Source organism: Radiobacillus kanasensis (genome assembly GCF_021049245.1).
In the GTDB taxonomy this organism is placed as follows: Bacteria; Bacillota; Bacilli; order Bacillales; family Amphibacillaceae; genus Radiobacillus; species Radiobacillus kanasensis.
The window spans coordinates 2,707,266-2,727,570 of the sequence record NZ_CP088020.1 but is presented as its reverse complement, the minus strand read 5'-3'; the positions used below and the strand labels follow the sequence as shown (position 1 = coordinate 2,727,570).

The window sequence follows — 20,305 nt, the reverse complement described above, 5'->3', positions numbered from 1 at the left end:
AAAAAGGTGAGCAAGTTTCCACCCGCTCACCAGAAAGACTTAATACACTTTGTCGCCATTAAAAATGGAATTTTTTACAACCACATAATCTACATTACGAATGGCATCTAATTTATTTCCTCCAGCATAAGAGATAGAGGATTGAAGATCTTGCTCCATTTCGATAAGGGTATCCTCAAGAGAGCCTTTGTGCTCCACATACATTTTTTTACCTTCGACGTTTTTCTTTTCACCTTTTTGATATTCGGATGCAGATCCGAAGTATTCTTTATAAAGTTTACCGTCTTTTTCAATCGTTACACCTGGAGACTCTTCGTGGCCGGCGAAGAGAGAGCCGATCATCACCATAGTTGCACCGAAACGAATGGATTTAGCGATATCTCCGTGTGTACGAATTCCGCCATCTGCAATAATCGGTTTGCTTGCTGCTTTGGCACACCATCGAAGTGCAGCTAACTGCCAACCTCCAGTACCGAATCCTGTTTTAATTTTTGTAATACAAACTTTACCAGGTCCGATTCCGACTTTTGTGGCATCGGCTCCAGCATTTTCTAGCTCTCGGACTGCTTCTGGAGTACCAACGTTGCCAGCAATTACGAAGCTTTGTGGTAAGTGTTTTTTTATATGCTGAATCATGTTAATAACGGCATTAGAATGGCCGTGCGCAATATCAATCGTAATAAATTCAGGTATAAGCTGTTCTGCGGCTAATTGTTCAATAAAAGGGTATTCATCTTCCTTCACCCCTACGCTGATCGAAGCAATCAAACCGCGAGTTTGCATGTTTTTAATAAAGGAAGTACGAGTTTCTGGTTCAAAACGGTGCATCACATAAAAGTAACCTTGCTCTGCCAAATAAACGGCGATTCTCTCGTCAATGATGGTTTGCATATTAGCAGGAACTACTGGAAGTTTAAATGTATGGCCACCTAAAGTCACACTTGTATTACACTCAGAACGACTGTTCACTATACATTTTGCGGGAATTAGTTGAATATCTTCATAATCAAATACGTTTTCCATGCTGCACACTCCTAAACACGAATGTTTTTTAAAGTTTTTAATTAATTGTTCGCCAATAAGAACTTTACCTTATTTAAGGGAAGTTGTCAAAGTTTAAATTCTATCAAACTCTAATTCGGAAGGGAACGATGGTGATGTCTGTAACTGAGTTGATACCCATACTATTTATAGTCATTCTAGGAATAGGAACGATTGCCTGTGTCAGTAGTCTCTTATGGATTTATAAAAAGGCAAATAAGCAGTAGATTAATTGATTTTAGTAATGTCTCTTTCTTCCTCCAGGAACTCTTGGTATTTATTTTTAAATAAGAGTAGAATTGCCATGATGCTGATTGCCAATATAAGAATGGACGCTCCAATAATGCTATACCGAAGTGGAATGACCTCACCTGTAAAACCGATGAGAAGGATAAAGAAGATTTGCGAAACACTCTGAAACATTCCAAAAATACTTGATACCCGTCCCATAATGGACACGGGAATATTGTTTTGATAGAAGGTCATAAAACCTGTACTGGAAAAGGAATTAAAGAACCCAAGAATGATAAAGCCAAAGGCAACCGACCAAAAAGAAAAGGAGAAAGCATAGATGAGATAACCGATCGCGACAAAGGCAAATCCAAGCCACATGAGTGAGCGGATGGATAGCTTATGAGCAAACAAGGAAACCGTAGTAGCACCCAAAATCGATCCTATTCCAGTAATACTTATTAGTAGACCAAAATCCGTTTCCGAAAGGTGTAGCACTTTTTGAGTAAACACAACCTCTTGTGTATCCATACCAAGAGCTACAACCATAAACAATTGGAACAAACTATAAATCGTAATAACAAAAAGGTGATTTTTACTAAAGTCAAGTACATCCAACCAATCTCTTTTCAGAATGTTTAAGCCGAGCTGCACCGTAGATGAATTCGTCGGTGCCGAATCGACATTAGGAAGCAAGTATAGGAAATAGGCAGAAACGAGAAAGGAAGCAGCATTAATCCAGATAGCTACATGAACTGATGATAGTAAAAGTAGTACACCAGAAATAGCTGGTCCAACTAAAAAGGCACCAGAGGTAAGCATACTGCGGAAGGAATTAAATCTTTTACGGTCTCCTTTAGGAATAAGGCTTGTTATATATTTCATAGAAGCTGGCTCAAAAAAAGCTTTACATATTGATAAACCAAAAAGGATGAGATAAATAAACCAAATGGATGTTAGAAATGGGAGGATAAAGACAAGCAGTGCCCTACTAATATCTAAGATGATCATGAGCCTTCTATTATTCACGCGGTCTATGAGGCTTCCAGACCAAACCTTCGTTAACAAGGCTGCGATGGGGCTTATAATCCATAGACCAGCAACTGCCGCCGGAGAACCGGTTAAGTTTAAAACTAAAATGTTTATGGCGACCAAATAAATAAAATCCCCTAAGCTCGATATACCGATCCCAGAAAGTAATAAAATAGATTGCTTCATTGTTTTCATCCCCTTATCGAAAGTCAGTAACGATATATTCCATAAAGCGTTTTCAAAATCCTTTCTAACTTTACCCTGTTCACACTATGGACATGAACAAAGTTTCGGTGTGACTGCAAAAGAAAAGAGTGGGTTACCCCCACTCCAGAGAACTTTAGACTATTGTTGAAGCTTGTGTATTTCACGCGCCATCGATTCTAAGATATAAACAACAGGCACTTGTGTCGTAATATTTGATTGTTCATAAAATTCTTCGGTTACGAAATAAGGAATGGTTATATCCGAGATTTTTGCCATCGTAGAAAGTTTGTGGTTCGTAATACTAATAATCTTACTTCCTTCTTGTTTAAGTTTATTTAAATGAGTAATGGTGAAATAATTCTCTCCTGATACGGAAAGAGCTATCGTTACACTATTGGTTTTAGACTGTATAGGATAGGATAGATCTTTAATATACATCGAGAAAGTTCCTAAGCTGGAAAAATAACGAGCGCCATATTCAGCTAAAATTCCTGAACTTCCAATGCCAATAAAAAGTACATTATCAACCTTCGTGATGAGTTCCGCAGCTTTTCGGATTCTTTTTTCAAGATCTCCTTTTAGTGCTCTTTCAAAGAACTCCTCAATCGAATGCTGGGAGCTTTTAATCTTTGTTTTTTTATTCTCTTTTAGATGCATTTTCAACTTCACTTTAAACTCTGAAAAACCTTCACAATTTACTTTTCTACAAAAACGCAAGATCGTAGCAGTAGAAACATGAGTTTCATCTGCTAGTTCGCGTATTCTCATATATGCGACTTTTTCACCGTTTTGGCAGATGTAGTTATATATTGAAGATTCCAATTCATTAAAAGATGCAATAACCTCGTTCGTAAACATGTAGGGGTATTTCCTTTCTAACGTAACTCCGTATTTAGACGATTTTTGTTATTGTAGCACAAATACCTTGAAAGATACATGGTGTTACATTTGTGTAACAAATAACTACAGACGTTAAAAGGAACTAGAAGGCCGTAACTCATTTACTATCGATCATAATCGAATTACGATGGACCTATAGTTACCTTATTGGAAAAGGATAACTACTTATAAGTAAAATACATTGCTTTAACATACTAGGAGGTAATCGCATGGGGAAAAGTAGATTTCCTGAAGGGTTTTTATGGGGGGGAGCAACAGCTGCCAACCAGTTAGAAGGTGCGTATAACGAAGGGGGAAAAGGATTATCCATTTTCGATATGGTTACCTTTGTGCCGAAGGAAGAGCGTGGAAAAGACATTGAAATGGACGTCACGAGTGAAAAGGAATTAGAGGAATTACTAGCAGGAAAGGGCGGAGATAACTTCCCGAAACGCCGCGGAATTGATTTTTATCACCGCTATAAAGAAGATATTGCCTTGTTTGCAGAAATGGGCTTCAAAACATTTCGTATGTCTATTTCTTGGCCACGTATTTTTCCGAATGGTGATGAAAAGGAGCCTAATGAACAGGGACTAGCCTTTTATGATAAAGTATTCGATGAGTTATTAAAGTACGGCATTCAACCTTTAGTTACCTTATCTCACTACGAAATTCCACTTCATTTGGTGAAAAAGTATAATGGCTGGGCAGATCGTCGTTTAGTAGATTTCTTTCTTCACTATGCGGAAATCGTATTTGAGCGTTATAAAGACAAAGTGAAACATTGGTTAACTTTTAATGAAATCAACATTTCCACTATATCTCCGTATATTGGGAGTGGGATTCTAGTTGACCGAGTAGAAAATAAGGAACAAGCAATTTATCAAGCTCTTCATCATCAATTTGTTGCCAGTGCAAGCGCAGTAAAGGCGTGTCATGACATCATTCCTGATGCAAAGATAGGTTGTATGCTAGCTCGTATGGAAACATATCCAGAAACCTGCAGTCCTGACGATGTTCTAGCTGCACTAGATGAAGATCAAAAGAATCTTTTCTTTACAGATGTTCAAGTACGCGGATATTACCCTAGCTTTATGAATCGCTACTTTGAAGAAAATAATATTAAGATCGAAATGTTACCAGGTGACGAAGAAATCTTATTACAACATACTGTAGATTTCTTATCCTTTAGTTACTATATGACCATGGTGTCGAGTGGTTCACCTGATAAAGTAAAGGAAAAAGGGAATTTCTTTAGTGGGATACAAAATCCGTACCTAGAAGCATCCGATTGGGGATGGCAAATTGACCCGAAAGGATTGCGCATAACGCTAAAGAAATTGTACGATCGCTACCAAGTACCTTTATTTATTGTTGAAAATGGTCTAGGTGCTTACGATACAGTAAAAGAAGATGGTTCGATTAACGATAATTACCGTATTGAATATTTACGCGCCCACATTGATCAAATGGGTGAAGCCATTACTGATGGAGTAAAAGTTTTGGGGTACACGAGCTGGGGCTGTATTGATTTAATCAGTGCGGGTACATCTGAAATGTCGAAACGTTACGGGTTTATTTATGTCGATCAGGATGATTACGGAAATGGTACATTAGAAAGAAAAAAGAAAAAATCATTTGACTGGTATAAAAATGTCATTGCAACGAACGGGGAAGAACTATAATTTATAATACTGTATTTAGAAACAACCTTATTACGATATTCATTCGGAGTAAGGTTGTTTTCTATTTGTAAAATACTGTCTGGAGAAGCTCTAGGAAGTGAGACCAAGATGGGCATTATCCTATCCTTTAATCATCAAGTAAATCTTTGTTCTTGGTATAGGAGCGCTTTAGAGATATAAAACTACCAGTTAGCATAAAAATAAAGCTCAACACTGCGATACCTAACATGTCATGTATTCTATAACTATCCGTTGGAATTCCATAGAAAATGAAATAGATGATGATGAAAAACAACAAAAATGTTAGGGAACGATAAACGATGACTCTTCTTTCCTTTTTGTAGGATTTAAGAGTAGAAACCTCTGTGTACTCCATACCGGAAAACGTATATCTAATAGTCGAATAGACGAGCGGGACCATAAACAAAAGTAAGGCAAGATCCCTTGAGGAAAGATTCAGATAGGAATGTATAAGGGCGTATATTAGGCATAATACAGCCAGAATTACAGCAGACTCAGCTAAATAATAGACCATTTTCTGTTCTTTGTATTCATCATTCGGCATAAATATCGATATCCATGACTTCTTCATCTAGTTAGTCCTCCCAAAATAATTCATCTAATGTCTTTCCTAATGTTTTGGCAATAGCAATGCATAATCGTAAGGAAGGGTTATACTCCCCTTTTTCGATAAGCCCAATCGTTTGTCTGGTCACTTGTATTTTTGCAGCTAGTTGTGCTTGGGTGAGTGATTTTTCAGCTCGTGCTATTTTGATTCGATTGTTCATGATTATACCACCTATGCAAAATATATATGACATATAGTAATATATAAATTACAATATTCTAAGACGGCTGTCAATGTTTTTCCAAATAATTAATTTGCTTTGTTGTATGGTACTATAAAAGCATATGAGGAACGGATTGGGGAGAAGTGTATGAGTAATTTGAAAAAAAGATTGGAAGACGTCCAAGCAAATAAGCTATTTTCCGGTAGCTTTTTGCTGCAAACAAAAAAACATGAACAGCTAGAAGGAGCTTGTGGTTTTGCAAACCGCTCGGAGCAACTGGAGAATAAGGTGAACACCCGTTTCGGCATTGCTTCTGGTTGCAAGCTCTTCACGGCAATTGCAATTTGTCAGTTAGTACAGGACGGCAAACTCACTTTTGATGCAAAACTATCTGAAATTCTTTCTATCGATCTAAAAAACTGGGATTCCAATGTTACGGTTCATCATCTTTTAACCCATACTTCCGGCATACCAGATTATTTTGATGAAGAGCTAATGGATGATTTTGAAGATCTTTGGGTGAAGTACCCGATGTATCACATTCGAAAGCTTGAAGATTTTCTTCCCCTTTTTCAGGATCAACCGATGAAAGGGAAAGTTGGGGAACGGTTTCATTATAATAACGGAGGTTACATCGTATTAGGATTAATCGTGGAAAAAGTATCTGGACTTGCCTTTTCTGATTATGTAGAAACGTATATTTTTGAAAAAGCAGAGATGAATGACTCGGGTTATTTTGCAATGGACCAATTACCTTCCAACACGGCAATTGGCTACATAGACCAAGAAGATGGAACATGGAAAACAAATATATATTCTTTACCAGTAAAAGGTGGCTCTGACGGGGGAGCTTATGTCACAACTAGAGATATGGGGAAGCTTTGGAAAGCGTTACTTCAAAATAAACTGTTGTCGAAGTCGTTCACGGAGAAGCTTCTAACGAGTCATGTTCAAGTGAAAGATACATCCTATTATGGATATGGGGTTTGGATAAAACAAAATGAAAATGGGGTGGAAAAATATCATGTGATGGGCTACGACCCTGGTGTGAGCTTCCATTCTGCTTATTACCCTTCATCGGAAACAGTGAGCGTGGTTTGTTCCAATAAATCATCGGGCGCATTTGACATCATGAAGGAGATGGAAAAAGATATCTTGGGGTGAGTCCATGTCGTTTCTTATGAAGCTAATAAAGAGAAGCTATCGATTTATGATTGATCCTCACTTTAAAAAGGGGAGTGTCATTCATGAAATCTATCAGGTGCAGTCTTTACTAGGAATTGGTAGCTATGGCTATTCCTATTTATGCTATGATAGCCAAAATCAACGATACTGTGTGCTAAAGCAAATGACGAAAAGCAAACGAAGGCAAGTTATGAAGGATCAATTCGCGAAGGAACGTGATGCATTAAAAAGGCTTGAACACTTCTGTATCCCTACTTTTTATGAATCTTTCACTTTTCAGAATCTATCTTTTCTAGTGATGGAATATATACCTGGACGAAACCTAGAAGATGTTTTATTTGAAGATAAGCAGAAGTTTACGGAGCGGGAGACTCTCCAACTTATGAAAGAGATAGTAGTTATTTTAGAACATGTACATTCTAAGGGAATCATCCATGGAGATGTTAGAATACCTAATGTCATCCTTCATGATAATCGACCTTATTTAATCGATTTTGGTTTAGCTGAACGAGTGAAGGATTCTAAAGTACAAGAGGATTATTATGATTTAGGCGATTTTTGTCTCTTTCTTCTTTATTCTCAATATGAGGGCAAGACAAAAAAAGGGCGAGCATGGACAGAAGAATTAATCCTTCATCCAAATACTCGCATTTTTCTAGAAAAGCTTTTGGGAATTCGAGAACCTTTCATAGAGACAAAAGAAGTATTAGCAGAGTTGGATCAAACGCTTGTCAGTTTGGACTAACTACTACTACCGAAGAAACCTTTTTTCTTATATCGGTGACTCCCATGGTAAGGGGAGTGTCTATGGTGTCCGCTGCTACTATAGTGACGATATTTTCGGTCACTAGAGCTATAGCGATAAGAACGGTGTTTTCGTCTACTACTACTTGCACTATACTTCAATACCTTTTTTAGGAACTTATCTAGCATATAAAAACTCCTTTCCTTTTACATATAATACGAATAGAATGGGGTTTTTGTTTCACGTTTGACCTAGAACTTATAAATTATTTTCTTTATTCCAAGTATATAACTAGGTATAATTGGAATTATAGGAGATGTGATACTAATGAGTATTCCAAAGCCACTTGTGCAATTAAATCAATCTTTTCTCGTTATTACTGTATTATTGGCATTTGTCTTTCACATATGGATATTAGCTATCCCATTCGTATTAGGGCTAATTACCTTAATCACAAAGAAAAATCCGGTCATTCTAATGGGGAAAAGATTTTTAAAAAAGCCCTCTAACGAATACAACCAGGAAGATCAGGATCAGCAATTGTTTAATCAGTGGATTGCTACTACTTGTTTAGGAATTGCTTTAGTAGCGTTTACACTTGATTATCAGGTGATTGGATATATTTTTAGCACAATGGTTGTTGCTGCAGCTGGATTAGCGTTAGCTGGTTATTGTATCGGGTGTGCGATTCGCTATCGGTATATGATGTGGAAATACAACAAAGCAAAGGCGCAGTAGAGCACAGTAAGTGTTCGGAAAAATACGCATCTATAGAGGATAATAAAAGGCAAAACCTTTTATTATCCTTTTCCTTTTGCTAGGTTTTCTCGGTCTATTGCTTGAGGTGGTCTTTCAAACCATTTGTTTTTGATCATGATATTTAATCCATCTTCTGCAAATAACCCAATATCTTTCATCATCTTTAAGTATTTTGCCGTAATGTCACGTCGCATGCTTAAAGCGAGAGAGCCTCCCATGTTCCCTATTCCAATCGAACTTAGTGCATTAGACTGAAAGAGCATTAATTTGTCAGAAAACGGAGGCTCCGTAGACTCCGTTACCTCGGTATCCCAAGTCATAGGAGCAGGGAGTGTACTTTCCTCAAATAATTTATGGAACGTGTCGATAAAGGAGCGTGATATTTCCATTCCCCTAGTAAAATAACTTCTTAATTCCTCCGACCTTGCTGTTTGAGAGAAACCTATTAGAAGTGCTTTCCCATAAGCATTATTGGAATGATTTAAATAAATATGTGATATTTCGTCAGCGGTCAACGTCCTACGTTCACCAAACCATCCTCGCAAAAAGCTTTGCTTTTCTACATAGGTTGGTTTGTCTGGTGTTGCAATATAGGGTGGACGAACAAAAACTCCTTTTGAAAGCATGACTTCTTTTGCTGCATCTTCCGTTTTGGCTGCATGTTTCAGGCAGTTATAATAAAGATCTCGAATATCTTTTCGCGCAGACATAGAAAAAGCCATTCCATCTGCTGCAGTCCCTGCTTTCCCTAAGTTCCGGATAAACGTTAACATATACGTGTCAGAATACAGTCGTGGTGCATGGATATTTACATCTTGATCCGAAAAGCCAATAGGTACAGGATATTCCTCTTGTTGAAAGATCTTTGTAATGGTTTCGATATGTTCGATTGAATAATGAAGAGCGAGCTGAATAACCTGTTTAATTTCTTGATCTTCTACTTTCTCGATAAAGTACTTTAAAACTGGACTAGTCGCACTTTCTGCCATATAAGTGGCCCACAATACACCAATCTCAGCAGAAGTCAATTTAATGTTATGTGTTTTAATGTGATCAACCTCCTCTATAGAGAATCCTGGTTGCTAGTAGTGTGTGCCTATTTAATTTGAAATATTTGTATGTGGGTCAAAATTATTAAAGGGTAGACAGTTTTGGGATAAATGCCCTATTTTTTGTGATAAGATTAAGGATAGATTATATATGGATTTATAAACAAGAGATCTAAACATATACTTTTTTAGTAAGTGAAGGGGTGTGACGGATGGATCTTTTATTATGGGCGGCGCTCGGAGTTATTGTATTAATTTTCACATGTGTTGTTCTATGGGGGGCTTTGAGAACAAGAACCAAGGCAGGAAAAGAAGAGCTAGAAAGTCGCGTCACCGAATTGGAGAAAAAATTTCAAGAGCTTCAGAAGCATAAGTAGAAAGCAGGGGAGACAATGGGAAACATTCAGCGCGGAAATGAAGAAGAAAGTGTATATATAAGAAAAAAACTGATTGAATACAACATGGAGAAATTAACAGATGAAGTGAAAACTCCGCTCGAGAAGGTAAGCTTTGTTATAAAGAACGAAAAGAGTGAAACGGTAGGTGGTATCACGGGAACGATGTTTTGGCATCATCTACATATTGATTTTTTATGGGTGTCTGATGAGGTTCGGGGAAAAGGGTATGGCTCTGAGTTAATAGAGCATATAGAATTTTTTGCAAAAGAGAATAACTGTCGTCTCCTTTTGTTAGATACCTTTAGCTTTCAAGCTCCTGACTTTTATCAAAAATTAGGATTTGATGTAGTTGGTGTGGTGGAAGATCATCCGAAGGGGCATAGCCAGTATTTCTTACAGAAGAGACTGAACTAGGAAGGGAAGGATGTTAACATGTTGCAAAAACCAAGAAAGCTTCAAAAGGGAGATCGTGTGGCTACGGTAAGTCCTTCCTGGGGTGGTGCAGGAGATCCAGAATTGCGCTGGAGATATGAACAAGGGGTGAAGAGATTAGAAGAAGTGTTTGGGCTTGAAGTGGTGGCAATGCCAAATAGCCTGAAAGGAACTGCTTTTACCTATGAGAATCCTCAAGCGAGAGCAGAGGATTTAATGGAGGCTTTTCGAGACAAGAATATTAAAGCAATTTTCTGCAATATTGGTGGAGAGGATAGTATTCGACTGCTGCCTTACATTGATTTTAATGTGATAAGGGAGAATCCGAAGATTTTTATGGGGTATTCGGATGTTACCATTTCCCATTTGTTTTGTCATAAGGCTGGGGTATCATCTTTCTACGGACCAGCCATCCTAACAGATTTTGCGGAAAATATTGAAATGGACGATTACACAAGAAAATGGGTGGAAAAGACTCTCTTCTCCAATGAACCAATAGGTGTCATTGAACCAGCAGAAGCTTGGACTAGTGAAAGGTTGGAATGGATAGAGGAGAACAAAAACAAAAGACGTACCATGACGAAAAATCATGGATACGAGCTACTTCAAGGTACAGGAAAGGTACAAGGACGGTTAATTGGTGGCTGTATTGAAGTATTAGAATTTGCTAAAAGTACGGTACTATGGCCGGAACGTGAATATTGGAACAACAGCATACTGTTTTTCGAAACGTCAGAAGATCATACAGAACCAGATTACATCCGATATTGGTTGAGGAATTATGCAGCACAAGGAATCCTTCAAGCTACGAACGGTATTGTTTTCGGTAAGCCAAAGGATGAAAAGTACTATGGAGAGTATAAAGAAGAAATTTTACAAGTTATGAAGGAATACCATTTAACGGATCTTCCTATTTTGTATAACTTGAATTTTGGGCATACGGAGCCAAAGTTTATTCTGCCTTATGGAGCAATGGCGGAACTAGATTGTACATCTAAGACTTTTTCGATAATAGAAGCGGCTGTAGAGTGAAATATGGAATGGAGAAAAATTATGATGAATCAAATTTGTGTTATTACGATTAGAGTAACTAATGTACAAGAAGCTGTTTCATTTTACACGGAAAAGCTTAATTTTCAGGTTTCAGAGAGGTATGGAGAAAGTATTGTTCAGTTAGAACATGATGGTGTACCACTTATTCTAGAGGAGTCATCTGACATAAAAAGTGGAAATAATGTCGTATTAGGACTACTATCCAATGATATTCAAGAAGACTTTCAAGCAATGAAGGAGCGAGGAATCCGTGTCTTATTAGACTCTCCTCAGCCTTGCCCTCCTGGTCACTTTTTTGTTATAGAAGACCCGTTTGGGAATCAAATTGAAATCGTTGAGTTTGATGAGCAATAAGGGAAGTTATGGTGTTTTTAAAAGGATTCAAGTTGATATATCAATCTATTTTTACTAGAATAAAGGATGTGATTTTTCATTTCCTTTATGGAGAAGTACCCAAGTCCGGCTGAAGGGGATGCACTCGAAATGCATTAGGACGGGCAACTGTCGCGTGGGTTCGAATCCCACCTTCTCCGCCATAATACATTTTAGTAGGCTTTTGTGAATTTATCCTTAAAATGTCGGCTAGCGAAATCTTATGATGCCAATTTTTTTAAATATGAAAAAAGACCTGGGATAAGCAGGTCTTTCTAATTTTGCATCAAAGTTTTAATTAGTTAAAGGCTTGTTCAATATATGGATTAATTGCATATCCCTTTAGCTTGTTCAGCAGATATATCCTGCTCCATATCGACATCTAATATAGTGATTTCAGGTTCCAACCCCTGGCCAGGTGGTCCATCCTTCAGCATAATTTTGTATAAATCGTATGGAGGATTGTGTGCCCCTTCGTACGTAATCAACTGTGTCTCTACCTTATGAATCGTACTGTCCCCGTTAAGCCTTTCCATATGATTAATCCGCTCGCAATAATAAGCTTTTCCTTCTGTGATTTTCGTAAAGGAAGTAGAGTAGTGTTTAAGTAATACCTCTTCCATTAGTTCTTCTTTATTATTTTGCGCTGCATTAACAACCAAATGTTCACAAAAGAGAAATAGTAAGAATCCTGCCATTATTGCGGGGAACAAGCATTTGCTTTTCATCACCATCCACCTTTCTTTTTCTAAGGTCTATTTTGCCTTAATGGCCATTAAATATGCCTGACCAGATGGCCGTGCTTATCGTTTAGCCTTATAAGACTTTGATATCTTACTCTTTTCCCTCTCTAACCTAATAGCCAAGATGGATGCAATGATCTGAAATACCAATCGAGAAGCACCCCCAATAAAAAGAGAGTATTCCATATACTCACATAATCCCACTTACGCTGCGAGAGAAAAGCACCAAATAATATAAAAGCTGCCATTCGGTACGTATTTTACTTATAACCCCCCTAGATTCATGAGAAATCGTCCGAGTCCGATTAACTAGAAGGTAATGGAGATGAATTTCTTTTCTAATACATCGTAAGTCCAATCTGCTTCAATAAAGGTCTTACCCTCCTCTTTCTGTTCTAAATACTTACTAAGCTTCTTCTCTCGAATAGACTCAGTACTTCTTTGTACGTATTCCCACCTTCACCACTATCTGGATCTCCAAGAACAATGGCATCAAATTGTCTATCGTAACGGCTTCATTAAAGACTTTCTCTTCTTGTTGGCAACCTATCAAAAGGAATCCAAATCCTAATAGGACAAGTAGAAAGTAGGAAATTCTTTTCTTTATGAAGAACATTGTAATCTACTCCTATAATGTTTAAAAGGATTCTTATTTCTTATCATAATTGGAAGACCAATTTTGTTTCAGAGATGGGATTTTCCCCAATAGGCATACAGTATAATGAAAAATGTATGTAACGAAATTGTATGAAATGGTACTAACTATACGAGGGGGAGGGAACAATTGGAGGATTTTCAAGAGCTTTATCGTCTTTATGCAAGGGAACTGTTTTATTACCTCTATCGTTTATCTAACAACCGTACCCTCGCAGAAGAGTTAGTGCAAGAAACATTCTATCAAGCATACATCTCTATCCATCGATTCAAGGGGAATTCAACAGTTCGAACTTGGTTGTATCAGATAGCTAAAAATGTGTATGCCAAAGATCGACGTTCAAACAAAGAAACGTACGTAGGGTATGAAAACCTAAACAAGGCAAAAGAGGTCGCTTCAAGTGCGGAGCTAATGGCAGAAAGAAAGGAATTTAATCAGTCCATTCATCAGGCTGTATTTCGTTTAAAGGACCCTTATAGAGAAGTAATCATTCTTCGTAGTTTCCAAGATTTAAATTTTAGAGACATCGGAGCTTCCATGCAAAAAAGTGAGAATTGGGCCAGAGTAACTTTTTATCGAGCAAAAAAGATGCTCCGTGAAATACTAGAGGGGGGGATTTAGATTGAGAATGCCTTGTGGGGCGATTCAAGATTTACTACCTTTATTTAAAGATAACGTCACCAGCGATGAGAGTAACAAACTAGTTAAGGAGCATTTAGGTGAATGCGCATCTTGTAAGTTAATATATGAGGAAATGGATTTAGATACAGAATCATTACTCCCTCATAAAGAAGGGTCTCCAGAGGATGGTGAAGCAAAGCTTATCAAAAGGATAAGAAAGAAAAAAAGGAAAACTTCTACTTATCTTATCACTATATGCTCGCTATTGGGATTTTTTCTCGGAGCATTCATCGTTTATTCCAATAATACAGTCTTAAATAGGGTTACAACCATTTCAATTGAGGATAAAAGAAATAAAGCTACGAACTCAGCTAAACCAGTTGTAATCGATTCTTCATTCTGGAAATCAAATCAAGTGGATAACGAAGAATTTATGCCTGGATATTATGATATTGAAGTCATTGAAGGAAACATAAGAGTGGAGAATGTTCGTTTAGAAAAAGGAGATAAGTACTTGGGCGCAGCCTTCTACAGTAACAATTTAATATCCGTAAAGGGAGATGGAACGGCAAAGTTCACTCCTGCAAAGTTTGAAAAAGTTCAAGCAGAATCGAAGGAGTGGATACTTACAAACAAGTCCGTCATCTATCAAGTTGGTAACGAAATTCCTCCGGGAACTTACGAAGTAAAAGTTGCCAATAAACAAGATAGACCTTTTTCTGTCTATGTAGGGGTTTATAACCAGTCGGGAACTCAAACGATTCAAAGTGTTGATCTGAGAGATCCAGATTCTTATACGATTTCCATAGAAAATGGCCAATTACTTAAAATCCTAAATTGGTCTGATAATGAAACAGATTTGTCAATAACGCTAACCAAGCTATAATTTATAAAACCGGAATGGTTTCGGTTTCTTTTTTGTACAGTCTTCGTTTATACACAAACCATTAGCAATTAGATGACCATTTCTATTATTTTAGGCTCTGTAAACTTTAATGTTGAAAATTTGATGGAAATTTGGGAAGCCCTTGATTAAGGTTTTTCAATCCCAGTTTTTACAATTGGAAATTTGTAAAGAATCATAATGTATGTGGCTATTAACAGATTCAAATGAAGTTCAAGATACTAAAAGGGATCTTACTTTGGCACATAATGAAATGATTTCATTAGAAAATTATCCGAAAACATTAAAAGGATTAAGAAATGATGGTCTCCATTTTGGAGAGAAGGTTATGATTCTCTTTCAGAATTAATTACAACGAAAATTAATGAGATGTTGTTCAACTAAAGTAAGCCTTAGTTGAACAAGACAATATAAATAAAAAAAGAAAACGCATATCCAAGGCGTTTTTTGCTAGTTATGACAAAGGTTAATTGGTTGTTATGTGATTTGATGTTTTCTCCATGGTAAGTGAACAACTTACCTTAGATGGGATTACTCTTCTTTTTCTTAGTGGATTGCGCTTTCGTATCCTTAACGTATTGACCTATATCCTTAAATATTTTGTAAAAGATTAAGTCTGGTGTGTCTTCAACGTTGGTGGAAGAAGTAGGGTCTCCATACCCAAACCTTTTCGATTGATCTCCAGTATGAACAAATCCTTCCGTGTGAGAATTGGATTCAGGTTGAGGATTTGTTGGGTCATAGGTCATTCCTTCTACCTTATAAATAAAGGACTTGGCATTAAGGTTGACAAAGAAAACAGGTGTTTGAATGGTGGAAAATACCGGCACCCAATCATCTGTAGAAAGCTCCTCAAAGTATTGGTTGGTGATAAAGTAGGCATCGTATGAGGGATCTTTTAAGGAGTTTGATTCAACGGAAGTAAAAGTCACATTGGGAAAGTTTTTTTTCGGTTTCTCACCAATGACCCCGATTCGCAGTGCCGGACCACTATAAATTTCTTCGCTTTCAGGTCCTGTATTTACCTCCTGAGTTTCCTTATTTTCTGTACCCTCTTGAATGGTTTCGAATTCATTTCCCCCCTTACAAGCGGCAAGGAGAAAGATTAATATGAGTATGGAAAGAACGGCTTTTTTCATTTTATCTCCTTTCTTAAGTGAGAATGTTAACGTGAAACGGTATAGGCTACTTCTTGTAACAACTTAACAAAAATGAATTCTTAAATAATGGCATTGATCTTCGTAAATGGATATCTGAGTGAAAACATGTGGTCTATCTTTACTCAGTCGAATACCTGAAAAACCATCGTTATGTTTTGGTGGAAGTCGTAACAATTATATGGTAACAAACATATCCATTAAGTTATATTATATGTAGAATATTTTTGTGAAAAATGAGCGATGAAGGGCAAAGGCTCTAAGGGAGGGAAATAATGGTGAATCATTGGGAAGCTGTGATAGAAGCTTTCAAAAATCTAGGTGAGACAAGGTCCATTTAGGAAATTGAGGATTGTATTGTTGAACATTATGGACCGAAATGGAAAGCTATTGGAACGACAATGGCGGATATGGTTTCCCGTGAGAACGGAGGAAATGGAACCTCGAATGTACCGGGGCCTTTTAGAAAACTAGAGAGAGTTTCTAGGGGGAGGTACCGGTTACGAAACAGGTAATTTTTTTCACTGATCGTGCATAAATTTGTTTAGATACAATGGTAGAATAGAAGAAAAAGGGAACAAAGACAATAAGATCCGTTTATTGGATTAAAGAAGATTAAAAAGAATGAAACACCAAAAGATTTAAATCATAATACGTTTTATTTCCTTTATAAGTTTTCTTTCTGTATAATATATCGTATAATACGAGTTAATCTGGAAGTATGATATAAAGGAGGGTGACATGACTAATTATTACAAGGTACTCAACCAATACTGGACTGATATCTACTACCATTTACATTATCAGCATGAAGAAAAGCTAACTCACCAAGCCATTCGGATCATGCAACACGTTGAGAAAAACAAAGCAATTGGAATTAATGAACTGGCCGAGCAAATGAATGTTTCCCAAAACACAGCTTCTGAGCATATTAAAAGATTAATAAAAAAAGAATATGTATCGAAGGAAAGAGATTCAAAGGATGAAAGAAAGGTTATTTTGGCACTAACAGAGGATGGGGAGGATGTTTTGTACCGTAACACGAGCCTAGATGAAACCAAGCTTCAACTCATCATGGAGCAGCTAGGAGAAGAAGAAAGAAAGAAAATCATGGAAGGGCTCCAATTATTGAGTGAAGGTGTCAAACATGTTCGTAATCCTTAAGGTGATAGTATCTGCTGCCGTTATTGGCATCGTGACAGAGATTGCAAGGAGATTCCCGACATATGGAGGCATTGTAGCTGCTTTGCCGCTTGTTAGTATTCTAAGTATTATATGGTTGTATGTTCAAGGCGAACAAAACCAAACGTTAAGTCGCTTTGCACTCGGTGTTCTGTGGGGATTTCCAGCTACGGCAATATTATTAATCATTGTGTTTCTATCATTGAGGCATTCCTTTCCATTATTTATATCTTTAGGATTTGGAGTAGCTGGCTGGTTTGTGTTTCTTACTATTCAAGAGGTAGCATTGAAACAATTAAAGCTGTTGTTATTCCAATCATGAAACACCCCCATAGAAGGAGATCATCCTTTTATGGGGTGTTACCGTTACAATAATTTAGATATTCCAATGCCTATTAATATAATTCCAGGCAGGAATGATACATAATTCAACCATTTTACATTGGCAAATGTGAGACCAATTTTTGTTCCAGAAAAGATCATGAGGCAGCTTAGAAAGGCTACTGTTAAAGCTGTTAATACGGGTGAAAATCCCATGAATGAAGCCCCAATCCCAGCACCGAACGAGTCAAGCGAAAGCGCTGTTCCTAATAGTACAGCCTCCCAGCCTTTTATGGTACCGGAATTGTCCAAATCAGCTTTAGAAGGAACCTTTAAGATTTCGATGACAAATCCGAGTGACTTCAAGTTTATTCGAATCACACGTGTTGGTTGTCCCTTCCCTTTATCGGGTGAGGATGGTTTGCGGCTTCTTTCGTCATTTTTGAAGTAATTAATCGTAGCCCAAACCCCGACTATTATTAATATCCATGCTCCAATATGATGTTCCGCATGTAATCCTGTAAAAGATGTGATGAGTTCCCCAAAGGTCATGGAAAGTAATACAACAATTCCTGTACATAGTGTGATGATGAAAATGGAGATGAATGGAATTTTTATTTTTCTTAATCCGTAGCTTAATCCAACCCCAAAGCCATCAAGACTGACAGCCAATGCTAATATGAGCAAAGATAAGTAGGAGATGGCAATCACTCCCTAACGTCAATAATCACTTGAATATCATATGCAGGGGATGGAATCGTGACATTCCATTCTTAAAAAAGCAAAGTTTTGAGCATTCAAAAAATTTCAAAAAAAGTATTGCATAAATTTTCTTTTTCGTATAATATTATCCTCAATAATAAAAGGCAATGAAGAGAGAAAGTAAAATCTAGTTATTTTTCAAAGAGAGCTTCGGTAGCTGAGAAGAAGCAAAAATACGGATTTGAACAATGGACTCTGAGCCGCGGGCTGAACGTATCCAAGGATATGAGTAGGTTTCGCCGAGAATTGGTACTCGTTATCAAAACCACGGTATATGAACTTAGGATGTTCTGTACTTGTTGAGGCTATCTTGCGTGAGCAAATAGCAAATTAAGGTGGTACCACGTGAATCAAACCACGTCCTTATCTGTTACGAGATAAGGGCGTGGTTTTTTATATGGAGAAAAACTTCCATGAGGGCACAACAAGGATTCTCCAATGGAGATGAGGAGGGATTAACAAAGCTTCATAGAGACGGAAACTTTACAAAACAGTGATTATGAAAGACTCATTCTAAACGTAGTCTAGATATAAAACACAGAGAAAGGGGATATATATATGAGTCAAGCATTGGTATTACAAACAGATTTTGGATTAAGTGATGGGGCGGTTAATGCAATGAACGGGGTAGCGTTTTCCGTGGATGTGAATATTCCAATATTCAATTTAACCCACGATATACCCCCCTACGATATTTGGGCGGGCTCCTATCGACTATTACAAACGGTTACCTACTGGCCAGAAGAAACGGTATTTGTATCTGTTGTTGATCCGGGAGTAGGATCAGATCGAAAAAGTGTTGTTGTAAAAACAAATTCCAATCAGTATATTGTGACTCCCGATAATGGCACGCTCACGCATATCCAACAAAAAATTGGAATAAAAGCAGTAAGAATCATTGATGAAGAAGTAAATAGATTACCGCAGTCAGGAGCTTCACATACATTCCATGGCCGAGATGTTTACGCTTATACAGGAGCACGTTTAGCATCTGGTGTGATAAGTTTTGAGGAGGTTGGACCAGAGTTACCGCTTTCTTCTGTTGTCACTCTTCCTTTTATTGAAGCAGAGAAACATCAGGATCAGATCACTGGAATTATCGATATTTTGGATGTTCGATTTGGTAATCTATGGACCAATATCAGCCGAGAACTGTTTTTATCCTTTGATGTCCAATATGGGGACACGTTAGAAGTAACTATTCTTCAAGATTCTAGAAAGATTTATAAAAACTTGATGACCTATGGTCGTTCATTCGCAGATATTTGTGTCGGGGAACCATTGGTGTATGTAAATTCTTTAGACAACTTAGCGGTGGCCATTAATCAAGGCTCCTTTGCAAAAGCATACAACATTGGGACAGGATCAAGTTGGCGAATTTCGATAAGAAAAGCACCAAAAATTATTTATAATTAAGGAGTTGAAGTGGATTGAGTAAAGGATTAGCAACAAAAACTATTGTAGCAATTGGAATCGGAACTGCAGTATTCGTTATCTTAAACCGTTTTGCCGCCATTCCAACAGGTGTGCCTAACACGAACTTTCAAACCTCTTATGCCTTTTTAGCACTTATGGCGATTCTTTTTGGTCCTGTAGCAGGTTTTTTAATCGGGTTCATCGGTCACGCCCTAACTGATGCTATTGTTTGGGGCTCCGTTTGGTGGAGCTGGGTGATCGTTTCTGGTTTTGTAGGGTTAACGGTTGGGTTATTTTCGAAACGAATTCAAGTTGAAGAAGGAAACTTTGGATTGAAACAAATCGTTACCTTTAATATCGCCCAAATTGTAGCAAATGGAATAGGTTGGTTTGTACTCGCGCCATTATTAGATATTCTTATATATGCGGAACCGGCGAACAAAGTATTCGTACAAGGATTAGTTGCTGGAGGGTTTAACATCCTTACTGCTGGAGTGCTCGGAACCATACTTTTGACTGCCTATGCCAAAACACGTAGTAAGAGTAATAGTTTAGAGCTAGATGCTTAAAGAGGATGTTCAAAAAGTCCGGTGAATATCGCTTTGAACTTCTTTGCGCTTTTCATCCTCCTTTTTGAACCGCACTTAAAGTGAAAAGTCGAGAGTAAATCTCGGCTTTTCACTTT

General features: G+C 37.5%; 23 protein-coding genes, 1 tRNA gene and 1 other annotated feature. Of the genes, 15 read left to right on the top strand and 9 right to left on the bottom strand.

Annotation, left to right across the window (positions count from 1 at the left end; genetic code table 11):
• Positions 1 to 39: 39 nt before the first annotated feature.
• The 3 genes from guaC to KO561_RS14230 all read right to left on the bottom strand — a co-directional run bounded on the left by guaC (position 40) and on the right by KO561_RS14230 (position 3,369).
• Positions 40 to 1,023, bottom strand: coding sequence for a GMP reductase (gene guaC, locus KO561_RS14240; protein WP_231093939.1), 984 nt, complete (start codon positions 1,021 to 1,023; stop codon positions 40 to 42).
• A 246-nt stretch (positions 1,024 to 1,269) separates the two neighbouring features.
• Positions 1,270 to 2,490: an MFS transporter gene (locus KO561_RS14235; protein ID WP_231093938.1), complete on the bottom strand. Its 1,221-nt coding sequence runs from the start codon at positions 2,488 to 2,490 to the stop codon at positions 1,270 to 1,272.
• A gap of 159 nt (positions 2,491 to 2,649) precedes the next feature.
• The gene (locus KO561_RS14230) at positions 2,650 to 3,369 is read right to left on the bottom strand and encodes a MurR/RpiR family transcriptional regulator (protein ID WP_231093937.1); all 720 of its coding nucleotides are present in this window, start codon (positions 3,367 to 3,369) and stop codon (positions 2,650 to 2,652) included.
• Between the two features lie 251 nt (positions 3,370 to 3,620).
• Here KO561_RS14230 and KO561_RS14225 point away from each other — a divergent pair, with 251 nt between their 5' ends.
• Complete coding sequence (locus KO561_RS14225) at positions 3,621 to 5,075, top strand: glycoside hydrolase family 1 protein (protein ID WP_231093936.1); 1,455 nt, start codon at positions 3,621 to 3,623, stop codon at positions 5,073 to 5,075.
• Between the two features lie 127 nt (positions 5,076 to 5,202).
• On the opposite strand, the gene KO561_RS14220 is transcribed toward KO561_RS14225, so the two are convergent.
• Together KO561_RS14220 and KO561_RS14215 are read right to left on the bottom strand one after the other, a co-directional pair.
• Positions 5,203 to 5,667 carry a DUF3278 domain-containing protein gene (locus KO561_RS14220; RefSeq protein WP_231093935.1) on the bottom strand — a complete coding sequence of 155 codons (465 nt, stop codon included), beginning with the start codon at positions 5,665 to 5,667 and terminating at the stop codon, positions 5,203 to 5,205.
• 4 nt (positions 5,668 to 5,671) lie between these two features.
• The gene (locus tag KO561_RS14215) at positions 5,672 to 5,863 is read right to left on the bottom strand and encodes a helix-turn-helix transcriptional regulator (RefSeq protein WP_231093934.1); all 192 of its coding nucleotides are present in this window, start codon (positions 5,861 to 5,863) and stop codon (positions 5,672 to 5,674) included.
• 150 nt (positions 5,864 to 6,013) lie between these two features.
• Here KO561_RS14215 and KO561_RS14210 point away from each other — a divergent pair, with 150 nt between their 5' ends.
• The 3 genes from KO561_RS14210 to KO561_RS14200 all read left to right on the top strand — a co-directional run bounded on the left by KO561_RS14210 (position 6,014) and on the right by KO561_RS14200 (position 8,534).
• Positions 6,014 to 7,030, top strand: coding sequence for a serine hydrolase domain-containing protein (locus tag KO561_RS14210; protein WP_231093933.1), 1,017 nt, complete (start codon positions 6,014 to 6,016; stop codon positions 7,028 to 7,030).
• 4 nt (positions 7,031 to 7,034) lie between these two features.
• The gene (locus tag KO561_RS14205; protein WP_231093932.1) at positions 7,035 to 7,796 is read left to right on the top strand and encodes a serine/threonine protein kinase; all 762 of its coding nucleotides are present in this window, start codon (positions 7,035 to 7,037) and stop codon (positions 7,794 to 7,796) included.
• A 327-nt stretch (positions 7,797 to 8,123) separates the two neighbouring features.
• The gene (locus KO561_RS14200) at positions 8,124 to 8,534 is read left to right on the top strand and encodes a DUF4395 domain-containing protein (RefSeq protein ID WP_231093931.1); all 411 of its coding nucleotides are present in this window, start codon (positions 8,124 to 8,126) and stop codon (positions 8,532 to 8,534) included.
• A gap of 62 nt (positions 8,535 to 8,596) precedes the next feature.
• Here the strand turns inward: KO561_RS14200 and KO561_RS14195 are convergent, their stop codons facing one another.
• Entirely contained in the window at positions 8,597 to 9,604 is a 1,008-nt protein-coding gene (locus KO561_RS14195) for a DUF3231 family protein (RefSeq protein WP_269140720.1), read from the bottom strand.
• A gap of 212 nt (positions 9,605 to 9,816) precedes the next feature.
• On the opposite strand from KO561_RS14195, the gene KO561_RS14190 reads away from it, so the two are divergent.
• The 5 genes from KO561_RS14190 to KO561_RS14170 all read left to right on the top strand — a co-directional run bounded on the left by KO561_RS14190 (position 9,817) and on the right by KO561_RS14170 (position 12,023).
• Positions 9,817 to 9,981 carry a hypothetical protein gene (locus tag KO561_RS14190; RefSeq protein WP_231093929.1) on the top strand — a complete coding sequence of 55 codons (165 nt, stop codon included), beginning with the start codon at positions 9,817 to 9,819 and terminating at the stop codon, positions 9,979 to 9,981.
• A 15-nt stretch (positions 9,982 to 9,996) separates the two neighbouring features.
• On the top strand, positions 9,997 to 10,416 hold the full coding sequence (locus KO561_RS14185) for a GNAT family N-acetyltransferase (RefSeq protein WP_231093928.1): 420 nt from the start codon (positions 9,997 to 9,999) through the stop codon (positions 10,414 to 10,416).
• A gap of 18 nt (positions 10,417 to 10,434) precedes the next feature.
• Positions 10,435 to 11,466 (top strand): S66 family peptidase, encoded by a 1,032-nt coding sequence (locus KO561_RS14180; RefSeq protein ID WP_231093927.1) that lies wholly within the window; start codon positions 10,435 to 10,437, stop codon positions 11,464 to 11,466.
• Positions 11,467 to 11,487: 21 nt separating this feature from the next.
• Complete coding sequence (locus tag KO561_RS14175) at positions 11,488 to 11,841, top strand: VOC family protein (protein WP_231093926.1); 354 nt, start codon at positions 11,488 to 11,490, stop codon at positions 11,839 to 11,841.
• 89 nt (positions 11,842 to 11,930) lie between these two features.
• A tRNA-Ser gene (locus KO561_RS14170) sits at positions 11,931 to 12,023 on the top strand.
• 162 nt (positions 12,024 to 12,185) lie between these two features.
• Here the strand turns inward: KO561_RS14170 and KO561_RS14165 are convergent.
• Entirely contained in the window at positions 12,186 to 12,587 is a 402-nt protein-coding gene (locus tag KO561_RS14165; RefSeq protein ID WP_231093925.1) for a hypothetical protein, read from the bottom strand.
• 799 nt (positions 12,588 to 13,386) lie between these two features.
• On the opposite strand from KO561_RS14165, the gene KO561_RS14160 reads away from it, so the two are divergent.
• Positions 13,387 to 13,878 (top strand): RNA polymerase sigma factor, encoded by a 492-nt coding sequence (locus KO561_RS14160; RefSeq protein ID WP_231093924.1) that lies wholly within the window; start codon positions 13,387 to 13,389, stop codon positions 13,876 to 13,878.
• A gap of 7 nt (positions 13,879 to 13,885) precedes the next feature.
• Entirely contained in the window at positions 13,886 to 14,764 is an 879-nt protein-coding gene (locus KO561_RS14155) for a zf-HC2 domain-containing protein (RefSeq protein WP_231097162.1), read from the top strand.
• Positions 14,765 to 15,303: 539 nt separating this feature from the next.
• On the opposite strand, the gene KO561_RS14150 is transcribed toward KO561_RS14155, so the two are convergent.
• A complete protein-coding gene (locus KO561_RS14150; RefSeq protein WP_231093923.1) occupies positions 15,304 to 15,921 on the bottom strand; it encodes a hypothetical protein in 618 nt (205 codons plus the stop codon).
• 759 nt (positions 15,922 to 16,680) lie between these two features.
• Between KO561_RS14150 and KO561_RS14145 the strand changes: the two genes are divergently transcribed.
• Positions 16,681 to 17,103, top strand: a complete 423-nt coding sequence (locus tag KO561_RS14145) for a MarR family winged helix-turn-helix transcriptional regulator (RefSeq protein WP_231093922.1) — start codon at positions 16,681 to 16,683, stop codon at positions 17,101 to 17,103.
• Positions 17,087 to 17,443 carry a DUF3147 family protein gene (locus KO561_RS14140; RefSeq protein WP_231093921.1) on the top strand — a complete coding sequence of 119 codons (357 nt, stop codon included), beginning with the start codon at positions 17,087 to 17,089 and terminating at the stop codon, positions 17,441 to 17,443. Before KO561_RS14145 ends, KO561_RS14140 begins: the two co-directional genes overlap by 17 nt.
• Positions 17,444 to 17,487: 44 nt before the next feature.
• Here KO561_RS14140 and ytaF read toward each other — a convergent pair whose 3' ends face one another.
• Complete coding sequence (gene ytaF, locus KO561_RS14135; RefSeq protein ID WP_231093920.1) at positions 17,488 to 18,153, bottom strand: sporulation membrane protein YtaF; 666 nt, start codon at positions 18,151 to 18,153, stop codon at positions 17,488 to 17,490.
• Positions 18,154 to 18,302: 149 nt separating this feature from the next.
• Positions 18,303 to 18,572 (top strand) — a binding site (T-box leader).
• A 190-nt stretch (positions 18,573 to 18,762) separates the two neighbouring features.
• On the opposite strand from ytaF, the gene KO561_RS14130 reads away from it, so the two are divergent.
• Together KO561_RS14130 and KO561_RS14125 are read left to right on the top strand one after the other, a co-directional pair.
• Positions 18,763 to 19,620 carry an SAM hydrolase/SAM-dependent halogenase family protein gene (locus KO561_RS14130; RefSeq protein WP_231093919.1) on the top strand — a complete coding sequence of 286 codons (858 nt, stop codon included), beginning with the start codon at positions 18,763 to 18,765 and terminating at the stop codon, positions 19,618 to 19,620.
• Between the two features lie 14 nt (positions 19,621 to 19,634).
• Positions 19,635 to 20,189: an ECF-type riboflavin transporter substrate-binding protein gene (locus tag KO561_RS14125; protein WP_231093918.1), complete on the top strand. Its 555-nt coding sequence runs from the start codon at positions 19,635 to 19,637 to the stop codon at positions 20,187 to 20,189.
• Positions 20,190 to 20,305: the final 116 nt, after the last annotated feature.